12 protein-coding genes, 1 tRNA gene and 1 pseudogene are annotated in these 17,589 nt (G+C 42.9%); 8 read left to right on the forward strand and 6 right to left on the reverse strand.

What is annotated here, in order from left to right; all coding sequences use genetic code 11:
• Positions 1–627 precede the first annotated feature (627 nt).
• Both CDG79_RS42075 and CDG79_RS03665 read left to right on the forward strand, forming a co-directional pair.
• The gene (locus tag CDG79_RS42075; protein ID WP_189524866.1) at positions 628–798 is read left to right on the forward strand and encodes a hypothetical protein; all 171 of its coding nucleotides are present in this window, start codon (positions 628–630) and stop codon (positions 796–798) included.
• 154 nt (positions 799–952) lie between these two features.
• Positions 953–4,501 (forward strand): response regulator, encoded by a 3,549-nt coding sequence (locus CDG79_RS03665; RefSeq protein ID WP_094340817.1) that lies wholly within the window; start codon positions 953–955, stop codon positions 4,499–4,501.
• A gap of 145 nt (positions 4,502–4,646) precedes the next feature.
• On the opposite strand, the pseudogene tnpA reads toward CDG79_RS03665, so the two are convergent.
• Positions 4,647–5,067: pseudogene (tnpA, locus tag CDG79_RS03670) on the reverse strand (IS200/IS605 family transposase).
• A 53-nt stretch (positions 5,068–5,120) separates the two neighbouring features.
• Here tnpA and CDG79_RS03675 point away from each other — a divergent pair.
• The 3 genes from CDG79_RS03675 (at position 5,121) to CDG79_RS03685 (ending at position 7,795) form a co-directional block, all read left to right on the forward strand.
• Complete coding sequence (locus CDG79_RS03675) at positions 5,121–6,359, forward strand: RNA-guided endonuclease InsQ/TnpB family protein (protein WP_094340876.1); 1,239 nt, start codon at positions 5,121–5,123, stop codon at positions 6,357–6,359.
• 91 nt (positions 6,360–6,450) lie between these two features.
• Positions 6,451–7,674 carry a hypothetical protein gene (locus CDG79_RS03680; RefSeq protein WP_094340820.1) on the forward strand — a complete coding sequence of 408 codons (1,224 nt, stop codon included), beginning with the start codon at positions 6,451–6,453 and terminating at the stop codon, positions 7,672–7,674.
• 50 nt (positions 7,675–7,724) lie between these two features.
• Positions 7,725–7,795: transfer RNA gene (locus CDG79_RS03685), tRNA-Gly, on the forward strand.
• Positions 7,796–8,086: 291 nt separating this feature from the next.
• On the opposite strand, the gene pstB is transcribed toward CDG79_RS03685, so the two are convergent.
• From pstB to pstS, 4 genes are all read right to left on the reverse strand, one after another.
• Entirely contained in the window at positions 8,087–8,893 is an 807-nt protein-coding gene (gene pstB, locus CDG79_RS03690) for a phosphate ABC transporter ATP-binding protein PstB (protein ID WP_094340823.1), read from the reverse strand.
• 57 nt (positions 8,894–8,950) lie between these two features.
• The gene (pstA, locus tag CDG79_RS03695) at positions 8,951–9,832 is read right to left on the reverse strand and encodes a phosphate ABC transporter permease PstA (protein ID WP_094340825.1); all 882 of its coding nucleotides are present in this window, start codon (positions 9,830–9,832) and stop codon (positions 8,951–8,953) included.
• A gap of 20 nt (positions 9,833–9,852) precedes the next feature.
• The gene (gene pstC, locus CDG79_RS03700; protein ID WP_094340828.1) at positions 9,853–10,803 is read right to left on the reverse strand and encodes a phosphate ABC transporter permease subunit PstC; all 951 of its coding nucleotides are present in this window, start codon (positions 10,801–10,803) and stop codon (positions 9,853–9,855) included.
• A gap of 130 nt (positions 10,804–10,933) precedes the next feature.
• A complete protein-coding gene (gene pstS / locus CDG79_RS03705; RefSeq protein WP_094340831.1) occupies positions 10,934–12,118 on the reverse strand; it encodes a phosphate ABC transporter substrate-binding protein PstS in 1,185 nt (394 codons plus the stop codon).
• A gap of 761 nt (positions 12,119–12,879) precedes the next feature.
• Here pstS and CDG79_RS03710 point away from each other — a divergent pair.
• Together CDG79_RS03710 and lspA are read left to right on the forward strand one after the other, a co-directional pair.
• A complete protein-coding gene (locus tag CDG79_RS03710) occupies positions 12,880–13,467 on the forward strand; it encodes a biotin transporter BioY (RefSeq protein WP_094331530.1) in 588 nt (195 codons plus the stop codon).
• Positions 13,468–13,569: 102 nt separating this feature from the next.
• Positions 13,570–14,046 carry a signal peptidase II gene (gene lspA, locus CDG79_RS03715; protein ID WP_094331532.1) on the forward strand — a complete coding sequence of 159 codons (477 nt, stop codon included), beginning with the start codon at positions 13,570–13,572 and terminating at the stop codon, positions 14,044–14,046.
• Positions 14,047–14,309: 263 nt separating this feature from the next.
• Here lspA and CDG79_RS03720 read toward each other — a convergent pair whose 3' ends face one another.
• Positions 14,310–14,867: a hypothetical protein gene (locus CDG79_RS03720; RefSeq protein ID WP_189524867.1), complete on the reverse strand. Its 558-nt coding sequence runs from the start codon at positions 14,865–14,867 to the stop codon at positions 14,310–14,312.
• Between the two features lie 429 nt (positions 14,868–15,296).
• Between CDG79_RS03720 and CDG79_RS03725 the strand changes: the two genes are divergently transcribed.
• On the forward strand, positions 15,297–17,567 hold the full coding sequence (locus CDG79_RS03725; protein ID WP_094340837.1) for a transglycosylase domain-containing protein: 2,271 nt from the start codon (positions 15,297–15,299) through the stop codon (positions 17,565–17,567).
• Positions 17,568–17,589: the final 22 nt, after the last annotated feature.

The following is a 17,589-nucleotide window of genomic DNA, read 5'->3' on the forward strand; positions in this document are numbered from 1 at the left end:
TTGAACTGACTTAAGATTGCTAATTCACTTTTGCTTATACAGCAAACAAAGTTTTACACTTGAGTTTGAGGCTTATATAGCCTGTATTTTTAAATAGTCTTAGAGGTTACAACTTCGTCAAGCCACAATCTTAAGTTCGTTGAGTTCAGATGCATCCCTTACTTGAGATAGAGAGGATATCAGTCTGTTAACCACAAAAACATCTGTAGATTCGTACAGGTTTAAGTGAATGGGTAGATAAATAGCATAACCTAGCCGTAGGCATTAACTACAAAATTGTTAAGTAAGTACACTAGCAATAAACTCTGGTTACAAACTACCTTTGGTTGTAGTACTGAACTTGTTTATGCAATTGAAGCTACACTAACAGGACTTTGCTACTAGGTCATAAGAGCAGGCTATGTAGATACCAGGAAAGAATCTGCAAGATTCATAATCCCTAACTTTTTAACCAATACCACTTGTCTTAATGATAGTTCTGATTGCTAAATTAGAAAGAGGTATTTGTCTAATAGTATACTTTGGCTTTAAATCTTATTGTTTTAATCTCCCTGACTCTACCATGACTACCATAAATAAAATTTACCCGCAAGTGTTAGTACAACGGCTGTGGAGGGAAAACTTAATATGCAGCTTCATCTGGAATTTTCAGCTAGCTATGAGTGCTGTATCGACAGACATTACTCACAGGAGGTGAAAGAAGGTTTGGCAAGCAAGTATCGACTCTATAATCCTAAAACTGACTATGAAAGCAATTACACTGCACCAAAGCAAACGTTAATGGGCATAAGCCATTGAGACGAATTACTGTGAGTAAACGCTCCTACACTCAGCAGTCATGTAGCCAAACAACCTTATTGGTCGAAATGCTCTGCTCTTACCTGAGGAAGAAAAATCCTTCCCCGATCAGATTATTCTTTATCCGACTGCCGTTGCAGCAGGAAAGCGGTGCATGAAATCCCAAGCAAACAGTAAGCCTAAAATTTTGGTTGTCGATGATGAGCCAGACAACCTTGACTTGCTTTACCGCACCTTTTATCGCGACTATAAGGTGCTAAGGGCAACCTCTGGCCCTGCGGCCCTCGATCTACTGGCTCAAGAAGGAGAGGTTGCGGTGATCATCTCCGATCAGCGAATGCCGATGATGAGCGGGACAGAATTTTTGAGCCTGACAGCAACTCAATATCCAGATATTATCCGAATTATTTTAACTGGCTACACCGATGTCGAAGACTTGGTGGAAGCAATCAACGCTGGTAAGGTCTTTAAATATGTCACTAAACCGTGGGAAGCTGAGGAACTTAAAGCAGTGGTACGCCAAGCTTTGGATACTCACAATGTCCTCAAAGCCCGCACCCGCGAACTTACCCGCACACTCCGACAAGAGTCGCTGCTGAATACCGTCACAAACACAATTCGCAGTGCTTTAGACTATCGCCAAATTTTGCAGGCAATTGTAGATACAGTGGGCCACATGTTGGAGGTGGATGTGTGCCTATTGCGTCCTTTCCAAGATGAGCAGTTGACGGATAAAGGATTCATTTATCAGAAGGCTCTTTCTGAAGAAGCAGGGGAACATACATTAGCAGAGGTGCAGGCAAATAATTCTTCTGCTGTGTCCCTCTCTCCCTCGACACCTGTGACTGTTTTGGCTCAAACTGTATGGGAAACCCGCGAAGTTCAGGTGATTCACGATGTAACGGATGATGAGCGCATTCACGGTAATACTCCCGAACTGCACCAACGTGGAGAAGCTTTCGTTGCTGCTAACATTTGTTCTAGTTTAGTTGTGCCATTGATCTGCCAACAAGAACTTATGGCAGTGCTGGCACTGCACCAGTGTTCTGTACCCCGCTTCTGGGGAGAGGATGAGGTGCAGCTAGTGTTAATGGTAGCGGATCAGGCAGCCTTAGCTTTGTCTCAAGCTTATGCTTACGAACAAGTACGTGCCCTTGCCAAGCGAGAGAGCTTAATCAATACGATTACTAGTGCGATTCGCTCTAGTCTAGACCCCCAAGATATCTTTGCGGCGATTACTCAACAGCTGGGACAAGCCTTACAAGTTGATGGCTGCGTCCTGTCTTTGTGGACAGAAGATGATGAGTTTGTCGAGTGTGTGGGCTTGTATGACAGTTTTCAACATTTAGAAAATTTAGGTAGGTACAGCTCAACCCAGGCATGGCCAGCCTCAAACAATAACTCAAGTAGTAATCATCACCTAACAACTCCAAGATTACCCTATTCTCAAGCATCTATACAAGAGAATCCAATCCTTCAACAAATGCTACAGACACATGAACCTGTGGTAATTGGTAACGTGAGCCATTCTCCCTCAGATGTGCAGGGTTTTAATTTGCCGTTAAAAATGCCAGCGCGATCGCTAATGTTTGTGCCATTACTGGCAGATGGTAAATGCATCGGTAGTATTACTTTGCATGAAGGTAAAAAAGTACGGAATTGGCTGCAATCTGATATCGATTTGGCGAAAGCAGTCGCAGCCCAAGCAGCGATCGCTGTGCAGCAGTCACACTTGTATGAAAAAACTCGCCAGCAAGCTGAACGCTTACTAGAATTAGACAAACAAAAAACCGAATTTTTCCAGAATATTTCCCATGAGTTTCGCACACCGATCACCTTGATCCAAGGGCCTTTAGAGTCGGCAGTGGCGGCTGGTGAAGGATTATCTTACTCCCAAAGTGCGATCGCTCTGCGTAACTCCCGCCGCCTCCTGCGACTGGTAAATCAACTCCTGGATTTACAACGCCTGAATGCGGGAAGAATGCAGCCTAGTTTCCATCCCTGCGATTTGGTAGAATTTGTCAGCCAAATTGTGGAATCTTTTCGTCCCTACTGTGAGAAAAAGAAACTGCATCTGATCGCCCAGTTAGATGAATGTTCTCCGGTATATTTGGACATGGAAAAATTTGACAAGGTGATTTACAACCTGCTGTCAAATGCCATGAAGTTTACTCCCGAAGGTGGCACGATCGCTGTCAGACTAAAATCTGAGCGCGATCGTTGCATATTGCAAGTACAAGATACGGGAATTGGCATTGTTCAAGAACAAATTCCTTACCTATTTGAGCGCTTCCGCCAAGCTGAAGGTTCAGCAAACCGTTCCTATGAAGGCAGTGGTTTGGGTTTAGCCTTAGTTAAAGAATTGGTAGAATTACATGGTGGTCAAGTCACTGTGGAATCAGTTTACGGTCAAGGTACTACCTTTAGTTTATGGCTTTTGACTGGAAATGCTCATTTACCTGCACAACAAATACTAGAAACGCCTGCGGAAGTGAATACGAGCCGCGCTAGTGTAGAATTGGCTGATTTAGAACTGGTAGAGTCAACAACAGACAATATTGAAGATATTACAATAAATTCCTCCCCTCATATTGATACTCAAGAGTCAGCACTTAAGACTCAGCACTCAATTTTAGTTGTAGATGACAACCCGGATTTGCGAACCTATGTATCTGAGATTTTCCGCCGTAACGGTTATCGTGTACAGACGGCTCGTAATGGTTATGAAGGGCACAATACAGCTAAGGAAATTATGCCCAGCTTGATTGTGACTGACTTAATGATGCCCTTGGTGAGCGGACTGGAGATGATTCAGCTGATCCGCAAAGAGGAGAAGTTAAAAGGAACACCAATTATTCTTTTGACAGCAAAAGTTGACGAGGAAACCCGCATCGAAGGTACAGAACATGGGGCGGATGCTTATTTAGCAAAACCATTCAACGATCGGGAACTTTTAGCGGAAGTTCGGAATCTTTTAGCATTGAAAGAAAATGAACGACGAATCGTGGAGTTAAATACTTATCTAACAGAATCGGTGCTAAAACGCTTTTTGCCAGCTGTATTGGTGCAAAAAGCCGCAACCGGTGATTTAACGTTAGATTTACGCCCAGAACCACGCTTAATTACAGTTTTGTTTAGTGACATCGTGGGTTTTACACAGCTATCAAATACTCTCAGATCCCGACGAGTCGCAGAATTGCTAAATGAATATTTAGAAGCTATGACCAAGGTTGTATTTGGCAATGGCGGCACTGTAGATAAATTTATGGGAGATGCGATCTTAGCTTTATATGGAGCGCCAGAAGAGCTAACCCCTAACGAACAAGTGCGTCGTGCCATCAATACAGCCAGAGCAATGCACCGCTCACTGGCTGACTTGAATCAGCGCTGGCGAGATCAAGGTGTATTTGATGGTGACAGACTTACTAGCGTCCAGTTTCGGTGCGGTATCCACCAAGGTACTGCTGTTGTGGGGATGTTTGGTGGTGCTGAACGGGCTGATTATACTGCTATTGGCCCGAGTGTAAATATTGCTGCAAGGTTGCAAGCTGCTGCTGTTCCGGGTACAATCCTGGTTTCTGCTGCCGTAGCAGATTATTTGCAGGAAGAAGAAATTACTAAAGGTAGTCCGCTAGAACTTAAAGGAGTGGATGAAACAGTTTTGACCTTTGCTGTTACACCAGAGGTAATGGTTAATCGCTAAAATTTAGACTGGTATTTTAACTAGTTTCAGCAGAAGCCCCACATCTCACTTTTAGGAGTGTGGGATGAATGCGCGTGAGTTGACGACAGTTCTCCGACCAATGCCGTAGGCGAGTGAGGAGAACATGGAGGAGACGAGCAAATTCTTACGTTGATTCTGCGGGTAATTCTTGTGCTTCAATATATTTTCTGAGTGTAGAGACTGTAACGCCACCACAACTAGCAACAAAATAAGAACCACTCCAAAATACGTCTTTCCAGTAAAAACTTTCTAGATGTTCTGTAAATTCTTGGCGTAGTTTTCTAGACGATACAGACTTCAAATTATTCACTAATTTGCTTAATTCAACATCTGGGTGATACTGAAAAAGTAGGTGTACGCGATCATCTTCACCACTAAATTCTACCAGTTTACAATCCCACTTTTCTAGTAATTCTTGCATTACAGTATTTAGTCTACTCAACATAACTGAAGTGAAGGCTTTGCGCCGATATTTAGTCACCAATACTAAATGTACCTTCAGATCACTAACAGACCTTCCAATGGATGCCAAAATCATTTTTCATATTATGTCTAAATCAGTGTATACTAAAAAAATAACACTGATTTGGTCGAGCAAGTGAAAACATCCTATCAGTACCGATTAAAACCCACGAAAGAGCAAGCCGAAAAAATTGACAACACATTAGATATGCTGCGCTGTCAGTATAATTATCAGCTTGCTCAGAGGTTTGACTGGTATGAGCAAAACAGATGCCCACAAGATAGATGCTCACTTATTGTTTGTCATATCCCAGAGTTAAAAGATAAACCTAATCGCTTTAGTCAACAGGCAACGCTAACCCAACTAAAAAAAGACCGCCCTTGGTACAAAAGCATTCATTCTCAAGTTCTACAGGAAGTCCCTAAAAAAGTTGAGATAGCTTTTGACCGTTGGCTAAAAGGTGATGCTAACGGCAAACGTAGCGGTAAGCCTAGATTCAAGGGTAAAGGTCAATACAAGACTTTCACCTATCCACAATTCAAAAAAGAGCATTTTCAAAACGATTGTCTTGGAAAATCGCTCCACTTGGGGAGACCCCAAGTCCGCGTTTTCCGCAAAATAACACTGTCAAAAATAGGCGTTATAAAAGTAATTGTTCATCGCCCAATACCGGACGGGTTTGATATCAAGACTTTATCTATAACTAAAAAAGCAGATGGCTATTACGCAACCCTAAGTCTTGATGATAAAACAGTTCCCACAATTAAACCTGATTTTAAACCTGACAATATTGTTGGTATTGATGTAGGCTTAATTGATTTCTATGTTGCGTCGGATGGCTCTAGAATTGCCGCACCGAAACATTTACGCAAAGCTGAACGGAGATTAAAATCAGCACAACGTAAAGTATCTAGGCGTAAGAAGGGTTCTAACCGTCGCAAAAAAGCTATTCAAAAACTGGGTAAACAGCACAAAAAAGTTGCCGATACTCGAAAAGATTTCCATTTCAAAACTGCTAAACACTTACTCAAAAAGTATGATGTTGTTGCAGTCGAAAAACTAAATATCAAAGGACTAGCTAAAACACGATTGGCTAAAAGTATAAACGACGCTGGTTGGGGTCAATTTATTTCGATACTAACAGTCAAAGCCGAAAATGCTGGACTGTCGGTAGTTGCTATAAATCCGAATGGTACTAGTCAAGAGTGTTCTGGTTGTGGCCAAAAGGTCAAAAAGCCGTTATCTCAAAGAATACATAATTGTCCTAATTGCAATATCAGTTTGTGTAGAGATTTGAACGCGGCTATAAACATAAAGAATCGTGGGACGCACGATCTAAAAGCTCAAAATATGTCCTCAATGAGGAGTCTTTGAGAAGCCTACACCGACCTGTACTCAGGCGGTGTAGGTACGTCACAGCATTAGCAATGAGTAAGAGTGCCTAATCATATCCAGTTTATATAATATGACACCATCGGTTGCAGACAAAACTCCAATTCCAGCCAAAGTCTGGAGGCGACACACTGACCCACCAGGTTTGTGGATTTCTGTCGTTATAGGTTCAGTCTCTCTGCACTTGCTGGCGTTCTGGCTAATACGCTCATCTAATGGATTTAGTCTGTGGTTTCCCCAGCAAAGCCAATCAGCTGTTCCTGTTGAATTGATAGACATTCCTCCTGAAACAAAATCCACGGCCAAAAGAGTTTCGCCAAAGCCAGCATCCACAACTCAAAAGTCTGTAACAGCACGAACTACGCCCAGAAATGAAGATTTTGGGGCAATAAATTCTGCTGATAATCTCCAGCAAAAGAGTCGAATTTACGCCTCTCAACCTAATAGACAACAGAGAATTCCTGCATCTACGCCCAAACCTACAGTTACACCGAAAGCGATCGCCACACCCAAACCTACAGTTACACCGAAAGCGATCGCCACCCCCAAACCTACAGTTACACCGAAAGCGATCGCCACCCCCAAACCTACAGTTACACCGAAAGCAATCGCCACCCCCAAACCTACAATTACACCGAAAGCGATCGCCACCCCCAAACCTACAGTTACACCAAAAGCGATCGCCACACCCAAACCTATAGTTACGCCAACACCTACGGTTCCAGTCGGTAATCTACCTTGGAAACGCCGTCAAGAAATCACACTGGGAAAGGGAACGGCACTACCAACAGGTATTCCATCAACTCCACCAACTCCGACTGGAGAAACTTCACCAACTCCAGCTAGGGAAACTCCACCACCTTCGACTAGAGAAACTCCATCAACTCCGACTGGGGGAGCATCGGTAGCAATAGTAGCTCCTCTGCTGAGAAATGAAATGATTAAATTTATACAAACAAGAGGATTTCGACAAGATGCTTTACCCGATGTTATCGCTTCATACACGGGAAGCAACTCAAAACAATTAGACTCAAGTTTTCTCCCAAGCGATTCCGAAGTTAAGCCTGCACAGATGCTTGTTAGTTTAATAATCGATCGCAATGGCAAGTTTCAACAGGCTGTAGTTCTAGAAATAGAACCAACAACACTACAAAGTGAAAAAAGCACATACGAGCGAGTTCTTAATGATGTTTTCAAAACAGAAAACTTTCTTGCCGCTCACAACAACGATGGTAAAAAACCAGATTTGAGTAATTTGTTTGTACGAATCAAAATCCAGCCTGCTAATTCTAACTAGATGCTTGAATTTTTCTAAAAGCTATGTTATACTTAATAAGTTGGAAAGTTGCGGGTGTAGTTTAGTGGTAAAACTATAGCCTTCCAAGCTATTAATGCGGGTTCGATTCCCGCCACCCGCTTTAAAATAGTCTGAAGTCCAAAACTGAAGCACGGTGTAAATACACCTACTATTTTGCTTTAGATTTTTGGAGTGGGTGTGGTAAACCACCCAAACCAAGCTTTATGTTAAATAACCTTATTATTGTTTTTCTCGATCGAGAAACAGCCGTAATCGCTCAAGCGATGCCTGCGGCGGGCTACGCCTACGCTAATCTTGACGAACAAATAAAAAACTAGAGGAATATCGCACAGCTTTAATTTCCGAGTATCCCTCAATGCTCTTACATCAACAATGTGTAATATCTATCGACTTATCCAAACCTGCCGCTAACGTAATCTTTGGTATCTTGCTGCTGAGGATTGTTGAAAATTAGTTCTGTTGCTTCGTACTCTACCATGTAGCCGTTACGACCTCCCGTTTCTGTCGTTTTGACATTGAAAAAGGCTGTCTTGTCAGAAACCCGCGCTGCTTGCTGCATATTATGGGTAACGATAACAATGGTATATTGCTCTTTAAGTTGGTGAATGAGTTCTTCAACCCGCAATGTGGAAATAGGGTCGAGAGCGGAGCAAGGTTCATCCATTAAGATAATTTCAGGTTGCACTGCGATCGCACGAGCAATACATAACCTCTGTTGTTGTCCACCAGATAAAGATGAACCACTTTGTCGCAGCTTATCTTTTACTTCATCCCACAAAGCTGCTTGCCGCAAACTCCGTTCTACTAATTCATCCATATTACCTTTGTAACCGTTGATTTTGGCTCCAAAAGCAATATTGTCATAAATTGATTTGGGAAACGGGTTTGGTCTTTGAAACACCATCCCAATTCTCCGACGCACTTCTACAGGATCGATGTCGGATGCATACAAATTTTTATCGTAAAAAAGTATTTTACCTTCTGCCCGGAATGACTCAATCAGATCATTGAGGCGGTTATAGCATCGTAACAATGTACTTTTACCACAACCAGAAGGGCCGATAAAGGCTGTCACCTGATTTTTTGGTATATCTAGCCAGATATTTTGCAAGGCTAAAAATTTGCCGTAGTAAACGTTCAAGTTTTCAGTGCGTAAAACAGTTTCAGTACCGTTGACTGTGCTAATATTAGTAGCCATAAATTAAGTGCAGTATTAGTTTTAGCGATACAAATCCGCTATGTGTAAGCTGTTTCCCTAAGCTTTTTTGCGAGTAGCCCAGCGAGCAATGATGCTTGTGATCAAAACCATCAATACCAAAATCAAAGATGCTGCCCAGGCTAGTGATTGCCAATTTTTAAACGGAGAAATAGCATATTTGTAAACCAAAACAGCAAGGGAAGCTGTTGGTTGGAATAAGCTATCCGGCCAAAAATTGGAAAACAGGGCGGTAAATAGTAAAGGTGCAGTTTCTCCAGATGCTCTGGCGATCGCTAGCGTTGCCCCAGTTACAATTGCTGGTAGGGCTGCTGGCAAAACTACTTGACTCACTGTTTGAAAGTTAGTTGCTCCTAACCCTACAGATGCTTGTCGCAAATCTTGCGATACTAGCTGTAAGGCTTCATCAGTGGTTCGGACAATAATTGGCAACATCAAAATTGCCAGTGCAAAACCTCCACCGAGGGCAGAGTACGATCCTAAGTTTAACTTGACCAGTGTCAAAACCACAATCCCGTATGCAAATACCCCAGCAATAATTGAGGGGACTCCACTCAATACGTTAGCTGCAAAACGTACCCATCTTGCAACTTTAGCCGAGCTAAATTCTGTGATATAAATCGCTGCTAAAACACCAAACGGGATACTAATAAAGGCAGCAATTCCTACCATTAATAGTGTGCCCAAGATTGCATTACCAAAACCGCCTCCCTTTTGTAAAGCTTTGGGCGGCAGTTCAAAAAAGATGCTAGGATTCAAACTGCTAAAACCTTGAATAATGACGTAAGAAAGCACTGCTAGCAAAGGCACAAGTGCCAATACCCCACAGATAAATGCAGCCACAGTCATTACGGTATTAAACAGTGTCCTTTGAGACATAGGAGCGCGAATTAAACTGCGCTCTGGAAAACTAGAAGTCATAATTCAACCCAAAACTTAAGCTACAGTCGCTTGACTCTCAGAACGATAAACTCGGCCATGATATTGACTATCAGCGTCAAGAAGAATAGAACTAAAGCAGCGTACATTAAAGCCGAAACTTGCAAACCACTAGCTTCGGAAAATTGATTCGCCAGTAGCGAAGAAATTGTATTGCCTGGTGCTAACAGTGAGATACTAATGTTGTTGGAATTACCAATCAACATGGTTACAGCCATTGTTTCTCCCATTGCCCGACCGAGTGCCAACATCACAGCACTAACTATCCCTGAAAAGGCGGCTGGAATCAGGATTTGCAAAATCGTTTCCCATCGGGTTGCTCCTAATCCTACAGAGGCTTGGCGCAAACTGGGTGGTATAGAAATTAAGGCATCACGCGATAGGGCTGTGATGATGGGCAAAGTCATAATTGCTAATATGACTCCCGCCGGTAACATTCCTGGCCCTGTAGGGGAGGTGCTAAAAAATGGTATCCAGCCAAAATAACTATTGAGCCATTTTCCCAAGTTAGTTATGATAGGCACTAAAACGAAAATACCCCATACGCCGTAGACAACGCTGGGAATAGCTGCGAGCAGTTCTACCGCAAATACCAGTACCAACTTCACTTTGGCGGGTAAAAAGTCCTCGCTGAGGATAATAGCTGTACCAACTCCAATCGGTACAGCTATCAGTAGACCGATAAAAGAACTCAAGAGAGTTCCATAAATTTGAGGTAGCACCCCGTAGGTATCATTAACTGGGTTCCAAGTGGTGTTGGCTAAAAAGCTAGCACCAAACTTTTGGATAGCAGGCCAAGAAGCGATCGCAACCTGTAAGCCGATCCATAATAAAGTGGCAGCAACCCCAAAGGCGAAAATTTTAGTAAGCCAAATAAAACCCCGATCTAGGGACTTTTCTACATCAGAGCGATTTTTTGTCGCTGATGAAAGATTTTGAGAATTTGTAGTCATGACTACCGACTTTCACAATTAAATCAGAGGAAGATACGGGAGGCAACCATCTCAACAAAATTGTTGCCTCATGAATTTAGTAAGCAGCCTAAAAATTATTGTCTAGGAATGCCTCATGTCTTAGCTGTAGCTACTTGGTAGCGCTGGTAGCACTACCAACAGAGATTTTATACTCTGGACTAATTTGATCGGCAGCAGCAGCCACCTTTGCGATCACGTTTTGGGGTAGAGGAACATACCCTAATGTCGTAGCCTGTTTTTGTCCCTCAGTTAAAGCGTATTCGATCGCAGCTTCAACTGCCTTAGCTTTTGCCGCATTGGGATATTTCTTGTAAGCCAAAATCCAGGTGTAAGTGACGATAGGATAGGAATCAGCCCCTTCTGGATCGGAAATGAAGACGCGCAGATCCGGGGGTAGAGTTGCTGATGCCAGAGTTTTAGAGGCTGACTCTTCACTAGGTACAATAAACTTACCGCCTTTGTTTTCCAAAGCCGCAAACTTGAGACTATTTTGTTTGGCATAGCCGTACTCGACATAACCAATAGAACCTTGTGTTTGTTGGATTTGGGCGGTTACACCCTCATTTCCCTTAGCACCAACTCCCGTAGGCCAGTTGACAGTTTTGCCTTCACCAACTTTAGTTTTCCACTCTGGGCTAATAGCGCTGAGGTGTTTCGTAAACACACCTGTTGTTCCGCTACCATCTGAACGATAAACAACTGTGATTTTGTCTTTAGGAAGCTTTGCACCTGGGTTAGCCTTGGCAATTTGGGGATCGTCCCAAGAGGTGATTTTGCCTAGTAGAATATCAGCATAAACGGCTCGTGGTAGCTTTAGTTCTGCAACATCTGGTAAGTTGTAAGCTAGCACGATGCTACCAGCTGTTACAGGCAGTAAAATAACGCCTTTATCTGCTGGTACCTTCTGGATTTCTTCATCCTTCATGGCAACATCGCTAGCACCAAAGTCTACAGTGCCTTTAATAAATTGCTCAACTCCAGCACCGCTACCAACTGAGGCATAGTCAACTTGCAGATTTGGATATTTTTTGTTTAGATCCGTAAACCATGTATCATACAGTGGTGCTGGAAAAGACGCACCGGCCCCGCTTAACTTGATATTTCCACCCAAATCTAATTTGGTTGTGCTGGAGGCAGTAGTATCTGTAGCAGTGCCAGAAGGAGTCTCCTTGGTGGCCGTATTATCTGGGTTTTGCTGTCCGCCACCACATGCAGCTAGGCTGAATGTCAGTGCTAACACTGAAATTGAAGCTGTGAGGCGATGAATTTTTATTACACTAACAGGTGAGGGCATCGCTATCAATAGTTTGGGTAACTTTTCAGGTGAGCGCTTCTAAGGATACCCCTAAAGAATGAATGTCAAGGTAAAGGATAGGTTAACAAAGAAAAAAATGCTTGTTTTTTTTTGATGAAGAACAAACACTCGTTTCTACTTTTACTTGATAAAATTTATACTGCTATTGCTAATCAGACGTTACAAATAGTACCACAGTAAGTTGGTTGCATATATTTACTAAACTTTATTATTTTAGTGTAGCTTTGTTAGTCCAGTGATAAAAAATGACAAATTGTGGTATCATGTAAAACTTAAAATAAATTTGAGAAGTGATGAAAGTTCTTGCTGCTTAGAGGTCTAAGTAGGATAAAAGTCATAAGTAAACAATCTAAGTTTAGAGAAAGTACAAGAAAAACCGTCAATTGCCTATTTTATAGAGAGTAGGCAGGGCGATCGCTAAAAAATCGTGAATTAAAGAACTATCTTTAACATTTTGTAGCATAAGTTGGCGCTGAATCGAAAAACTTAGTTTAAATACTAAATTTTGCTAACTTTACTGCGTATTAGGTCAAATACCATAATCAGACTAGGCTTCAGTCAATAACATTACAGCTATAGACACCTAAGCGATAATTTGCAGAACTGAAAAGTTACATACCAAAAAGGCAAAAAAAAATATGCTAATTCTTAGAGGTGTCAGCACAAATTTCATTTCAATACTAATGAACATACTAGTTGCTGTTGATTTTCCCTTTTGCCTTTTCCTGGTTGCCTGATAAATGTTTGCTGCTTCCAATCAATTACTATGGTCTATGATTGGCTTACTCCTAACAATGGGTGGCACCTTCCTAGAAGCCTATGGCATCACCTTTCCTTGGAATTGGAGTAAGCACGGAATTCAGACTTTTTCTTTAGGTGTCACTTTTCAAATTGGCGCAGTACTGTTGGTGGGTTGTTTAGGGGGCAAAAATGCCGGTGCGCTCTCGCAAATAGCCTATTTAGTGATGGGACTAACCTTATTACCTGTATTTGCCGATGGCGGAGGTATTGGTTATGTTAAGTTATCTCAGTTTGGCTATCTACTAGGCTTTATTCCTGGAGCTTGGATTTGTGGCTTGTTTGCCTTTAAAGCTAGACCTCGACTAGAAACTCTCGCTTTTAGTTGCATCTGTGGCTTGTTAACTCTCCATCTATGCGGTATCACTTATTTGATTATTAGCTATATTTTTCAGTGGAAAGGCACAGAAAATCTACCTTTGATGCAAGCAATCCTTAGATACTCTTGGTTTGCACTACCAGGGCAATTAAGTGTGGTCTGTGCCGTTACTGTAATAGCATATATATTGCGTCACTTAATGTTTTATTAGTTATGAAGGAGCTAGAGGCTAGGGGCTAGAAATTTATTTAAAGTTTAAAATTCTTCTACCTAGTCCCTAGTCCTTAGTCCTTAGTCCTTAGCCCCTAGTTTCATGCGTTTAAAAAATCGCCTTTTCTGGATTGCTGCCTTCATAGCTTTTTTCTTAGACCAAATAACAAAATACTGGGTGGTGCAAACCTTTAGCTTGGGGCAGACACTACCACTCTTACCTGGGATATTTCACTTCACCTATGTGACTAACACTGGTGCCGCTTTTAGTCTATTAAGTGGAAAAGTCGAGTGGTTGCGCTGGCTATCTTTAGGAGTCAGTTTAGTATTGATAGCTTTGGCCTTGTTTGGCCCAACGTTAAATTTGTGGGATCAGTTGGGCTATGGCTTGATTTTAGGTGGAGCTATGGGCAACGGTATCGATCGCTTTGTATTAGGATACGTTGTTGATTTTCTTGATTTTCGTCTGATTAACTTTGCTGTATTTAATGTGGCAGATTCATTTATTAGTATCGGTATTGTTTGCCTATTAATTGCTTCCTTGGAAAAAACACCGACTTCAACTGGTAGGTCGCAGTGAATCAGGTAGGAAGTAGAGGGTAGTATTCCTCCGGCTAAAAATGCCTTCTGCCTCGAGCCTTTCTAAACTATTAAGCCTGGGATGAATCATCCCAGGCTATTGATTAATGAAACCCTTGCTCAGTCTTATATGCGAAGACTTTATCTATAAGATTCCAAAGATTTTTATCCTACACCAGTTTTATATAACTGGTGCAGAAAATCAAGATGCACCGGCGATCGCTGATGGCAAATTAGTATTCAGATTATGCCCCAGCTTTTAATTTAATTACCTGTGGCAGGAGTACTAGAGCCTGGAGTACTGGGAGAGTTTACACCTGGTGCGGTAGTGCTGCCAGGAGTGCCAGGTTCAGGTGGGGTAACGCTTCCTGGTACGGTAGTGCTGCTAGGAGCGCCAGGTTCGGGTGGGGTAACGCTTCCTGGTGCTGGAGTTAAGTTGCTAGGAGCGCCAGGTTCGGGTGGGGTAACGCTTCCTGGTGCTGGAGTGCTTTCGGGGCTGCCAGATCCAGGTGGTTTCATGCTTCCTGGTGCTGGAGTGCTTTCGGGAGTGGTGCTGTTACTAGGTGTGGTTTCTGCTGGTACTGTAGTGCTACTAGGAGCGCTGGGGTTGGCTGCTGTACCGCCAGGACAGCGAGAGTTAAGCGGGAAATACTCGCACAGAATTTTCATGCCTTCTGGCGACATCTTGATTTCCGTTGGTGCACTAGTAGATTCGCTACTGGATTGGGCTATGGGGGATTTACTGGATTCGGCTACAGCAATATTAGTGGTGAGAGCCAAAGATAAAGCTGTACCAATCAGGGTCAGAGATTTTCCCATCATTCTGAAATTAACCTCAACGGAACACTCGGCCCATTAAAACAGACAATAAGATTTAGAAAATCTTCCTAAATGAAGATATTTTGGTTTGTTTCAGAATCTGTGGATATGTAAAATTGTTAAAAATTAAATTTGTTGCTTCTTGATAATTAGTATTTATAAACACATTGGTAAAAATTCTGTTTGTAGTTACTGAACGAAGAAATGTACACAATACAAGCTCTTGAGAAGAGGAAAGAAATTTATGCCTTTGTAAACGAGTGACGAAAATGACAACCTAATTTTGATAGCAAAGTAAGATTAAGTATAAATTAGAGCAAAAAATTCAGTATAGCTAATTTATGCTTTGGCTTATGAGTAAAATGATGAAAGACTAACATCTAAATTGTAATTCGCCCGATTCTTCACTAAAAAGTGTGATGTGAATAGCCGATGAGTTTTCCCCAACCCCCTCAAAAGCCACAAACGTTAATTGGTCAACTGACTCAAGCAGTCCATACTATCCAAGCTAGGGTTGATTTTTCCAAACTGGCGCTCAAGCCTAATGCCAAAGTACCAGAACTCTGGGTGCAGGATGCGGGGGCGGATAAAGCAGAGGTCTATCCACTGTTGGGCGATCGCTATATTCTCGGTCGTAGCTCCAAATCCAGCGATATCGTCGTCCGTAACCCTGTTGTCAGCCAAATTCACCTGTCGCTATCGCGGAATTCTACTCAGCGCACACCAGTTTTCGTCATCAAAGACGAAAACTCTACCAATGGCATTTATCGTGGCAAGCGTCGTGTTAATTCCCTGGAACTGCGTCACGGCGATATTCTCACCCTGGGGCCCCCAGAACTCGCCGCTTCTGTGCGCTTGCAATACGTCGATCCACCAGCCTGGTATGTCAAAGCTGCAAGTGTTACAGCTTATGGTGTCGGCGGTGTCAGCGCCCTGTTAGCTTTAGTGATTGGCGTAGAATGGCTGAAATTTTCAGTTAGACCCCTACCAACAGCTACACGCGCCCCAGTAGTTGTTTACGCTCGTGATGGAGCCACCCCGCTCAGAGAGCCTCGAACAACCTCTCATGTAGATATGAAGCGTTTAGAGGAATTTGGCCCTTATTTGCCTGCTGCGGTGGTGGCTTCAGAAGATACTCGTTATTACTGGCACTTTGGGGTTGACCCTCTGGGGATTTTACGAGCCGTATTGATCAATAGCCGTAGCGGAGATGTGCAACAAGGAGCCAGCACTGTTACGCAGCAAGTTGCCCGCAGTCTGTTCCGAGAGTATGTAGGTAGACAGGATACCCTTGGACGCAAATTGCGAGAGGCAGTTGTCGCCCTCAAGCTAGAAACCTTTTACAGCAAAGATGAAATTTTGCTGATGTACTTAAATCGGGTTTTTTTAGGGGGAGATACCTCTGGCTTTGAGGATGCAGCCCGGTATTACTTTGAGAAGCCAGCTAAAGAATTAACTTTGGCAGAAGCAGCAACGTTGGTAGGAATTTTACCTGCTCCCAACGCATTTGATTTTTGCGGGGATGGGCCAAATAAGCTAGAAGCAGCTGAATACCGGAATCGCGTAATTAAGCGGTTGCTGGAAATGGGCAAAATCAAACCTGAAGATGCGAATCGAGCTAGACGCTCTACCGTCCAAGTTAGTCCTAAAGTTTGTGAACAGCAATCTAAGACGATCGCTCCTTATTTTTACAGTTATGTGTTTTCTGAACTGGAATCAATCTTAGGACAAGGAGCGGCAAACGAAGGGAATTATATCATTGAAACCCAGCTCGATCCATCTGTACAGAGCCAAGCAGAATCAGCGTTACGGAATTCAGTCAACAACGCTGGTGGAAGTTTTAATTTTTCTCAAGGGGCTTTGGTAACTCTTGACTCCAGCACAGGCAGCATCTTGGCAATGGTAGGCGGAACTGATTACAAAAAAAGTCAGTTCAATCGTGCCGTTCAAGCCAAAAGACAACCAGGTTCCACCTTCAAAATCTTTACTTACACTGCTGCTATTCAACAGGGAATTTCCGAATCAAAAAGTTATTCTTGCGCCCCTTTAACTTGGCAAGGCTTTACTTATAAACCCTGTCGTGCTGGTGCTGACACTAGTTTAGATATTGCTACCGGGCTTGCTCTTTCAGAAAATCCCATCGCCCTACGAGTTGCCAGAGAAATCGGGCTGAATAAAGTGGTGGCAATGGCGCAGAATTTGGGAATAAAGTCAAACCTAGATCCGGTTCCTGGCTTAGTACTGGGTCAAAGTGTGGTCAATGTTTTGGAAATGACTGGTGCTTTTGGCGCTATTAGCAATCGGGGAGTGTGGAATCCTCCCCATGCGATTAACCGAATTTTAGACAGTGGTGATTGCCGCGATCGCAATGATATCAAAACCTGCCGTGTAATCTACTCCTTCGATCAAGATCCAGATGCCAACAAACGAGTACTGACGAATGGTGTAGCCGACGAGATGACTAGTTTGATGCATGGTGTCATCACAAGAGGTACTGGTCGTAGTGCGGCTCTGGGACTGGGGGAAGCTGGAAAAACAGGCACGACTGATAAAAACGTTGACTTATGGTTCATCGGTTTTATTCCTAGTCGGCGGCTGGTAACTGGTGTTTGGTTGGGAAACGACAATAATTCCCCCACGTCTGGTAGCAGCGCTCAAGCTGCTCAGTTATGGGGAAATTATATGCGGCGAGTTACGCGGTAAATGGGGATTGGGAATTGGTTTG

Source organism: Nostoc sp. 'Peltigera membranacea cyanobiont' 232 (genome assembly GCF_002245985.1).
Classification (GTDB): domain Bacteria; phylum Cyanobacteriota; class Cyanobacteriia; order Cyanobacteriales; family Nostocaceae; genus Nostoc.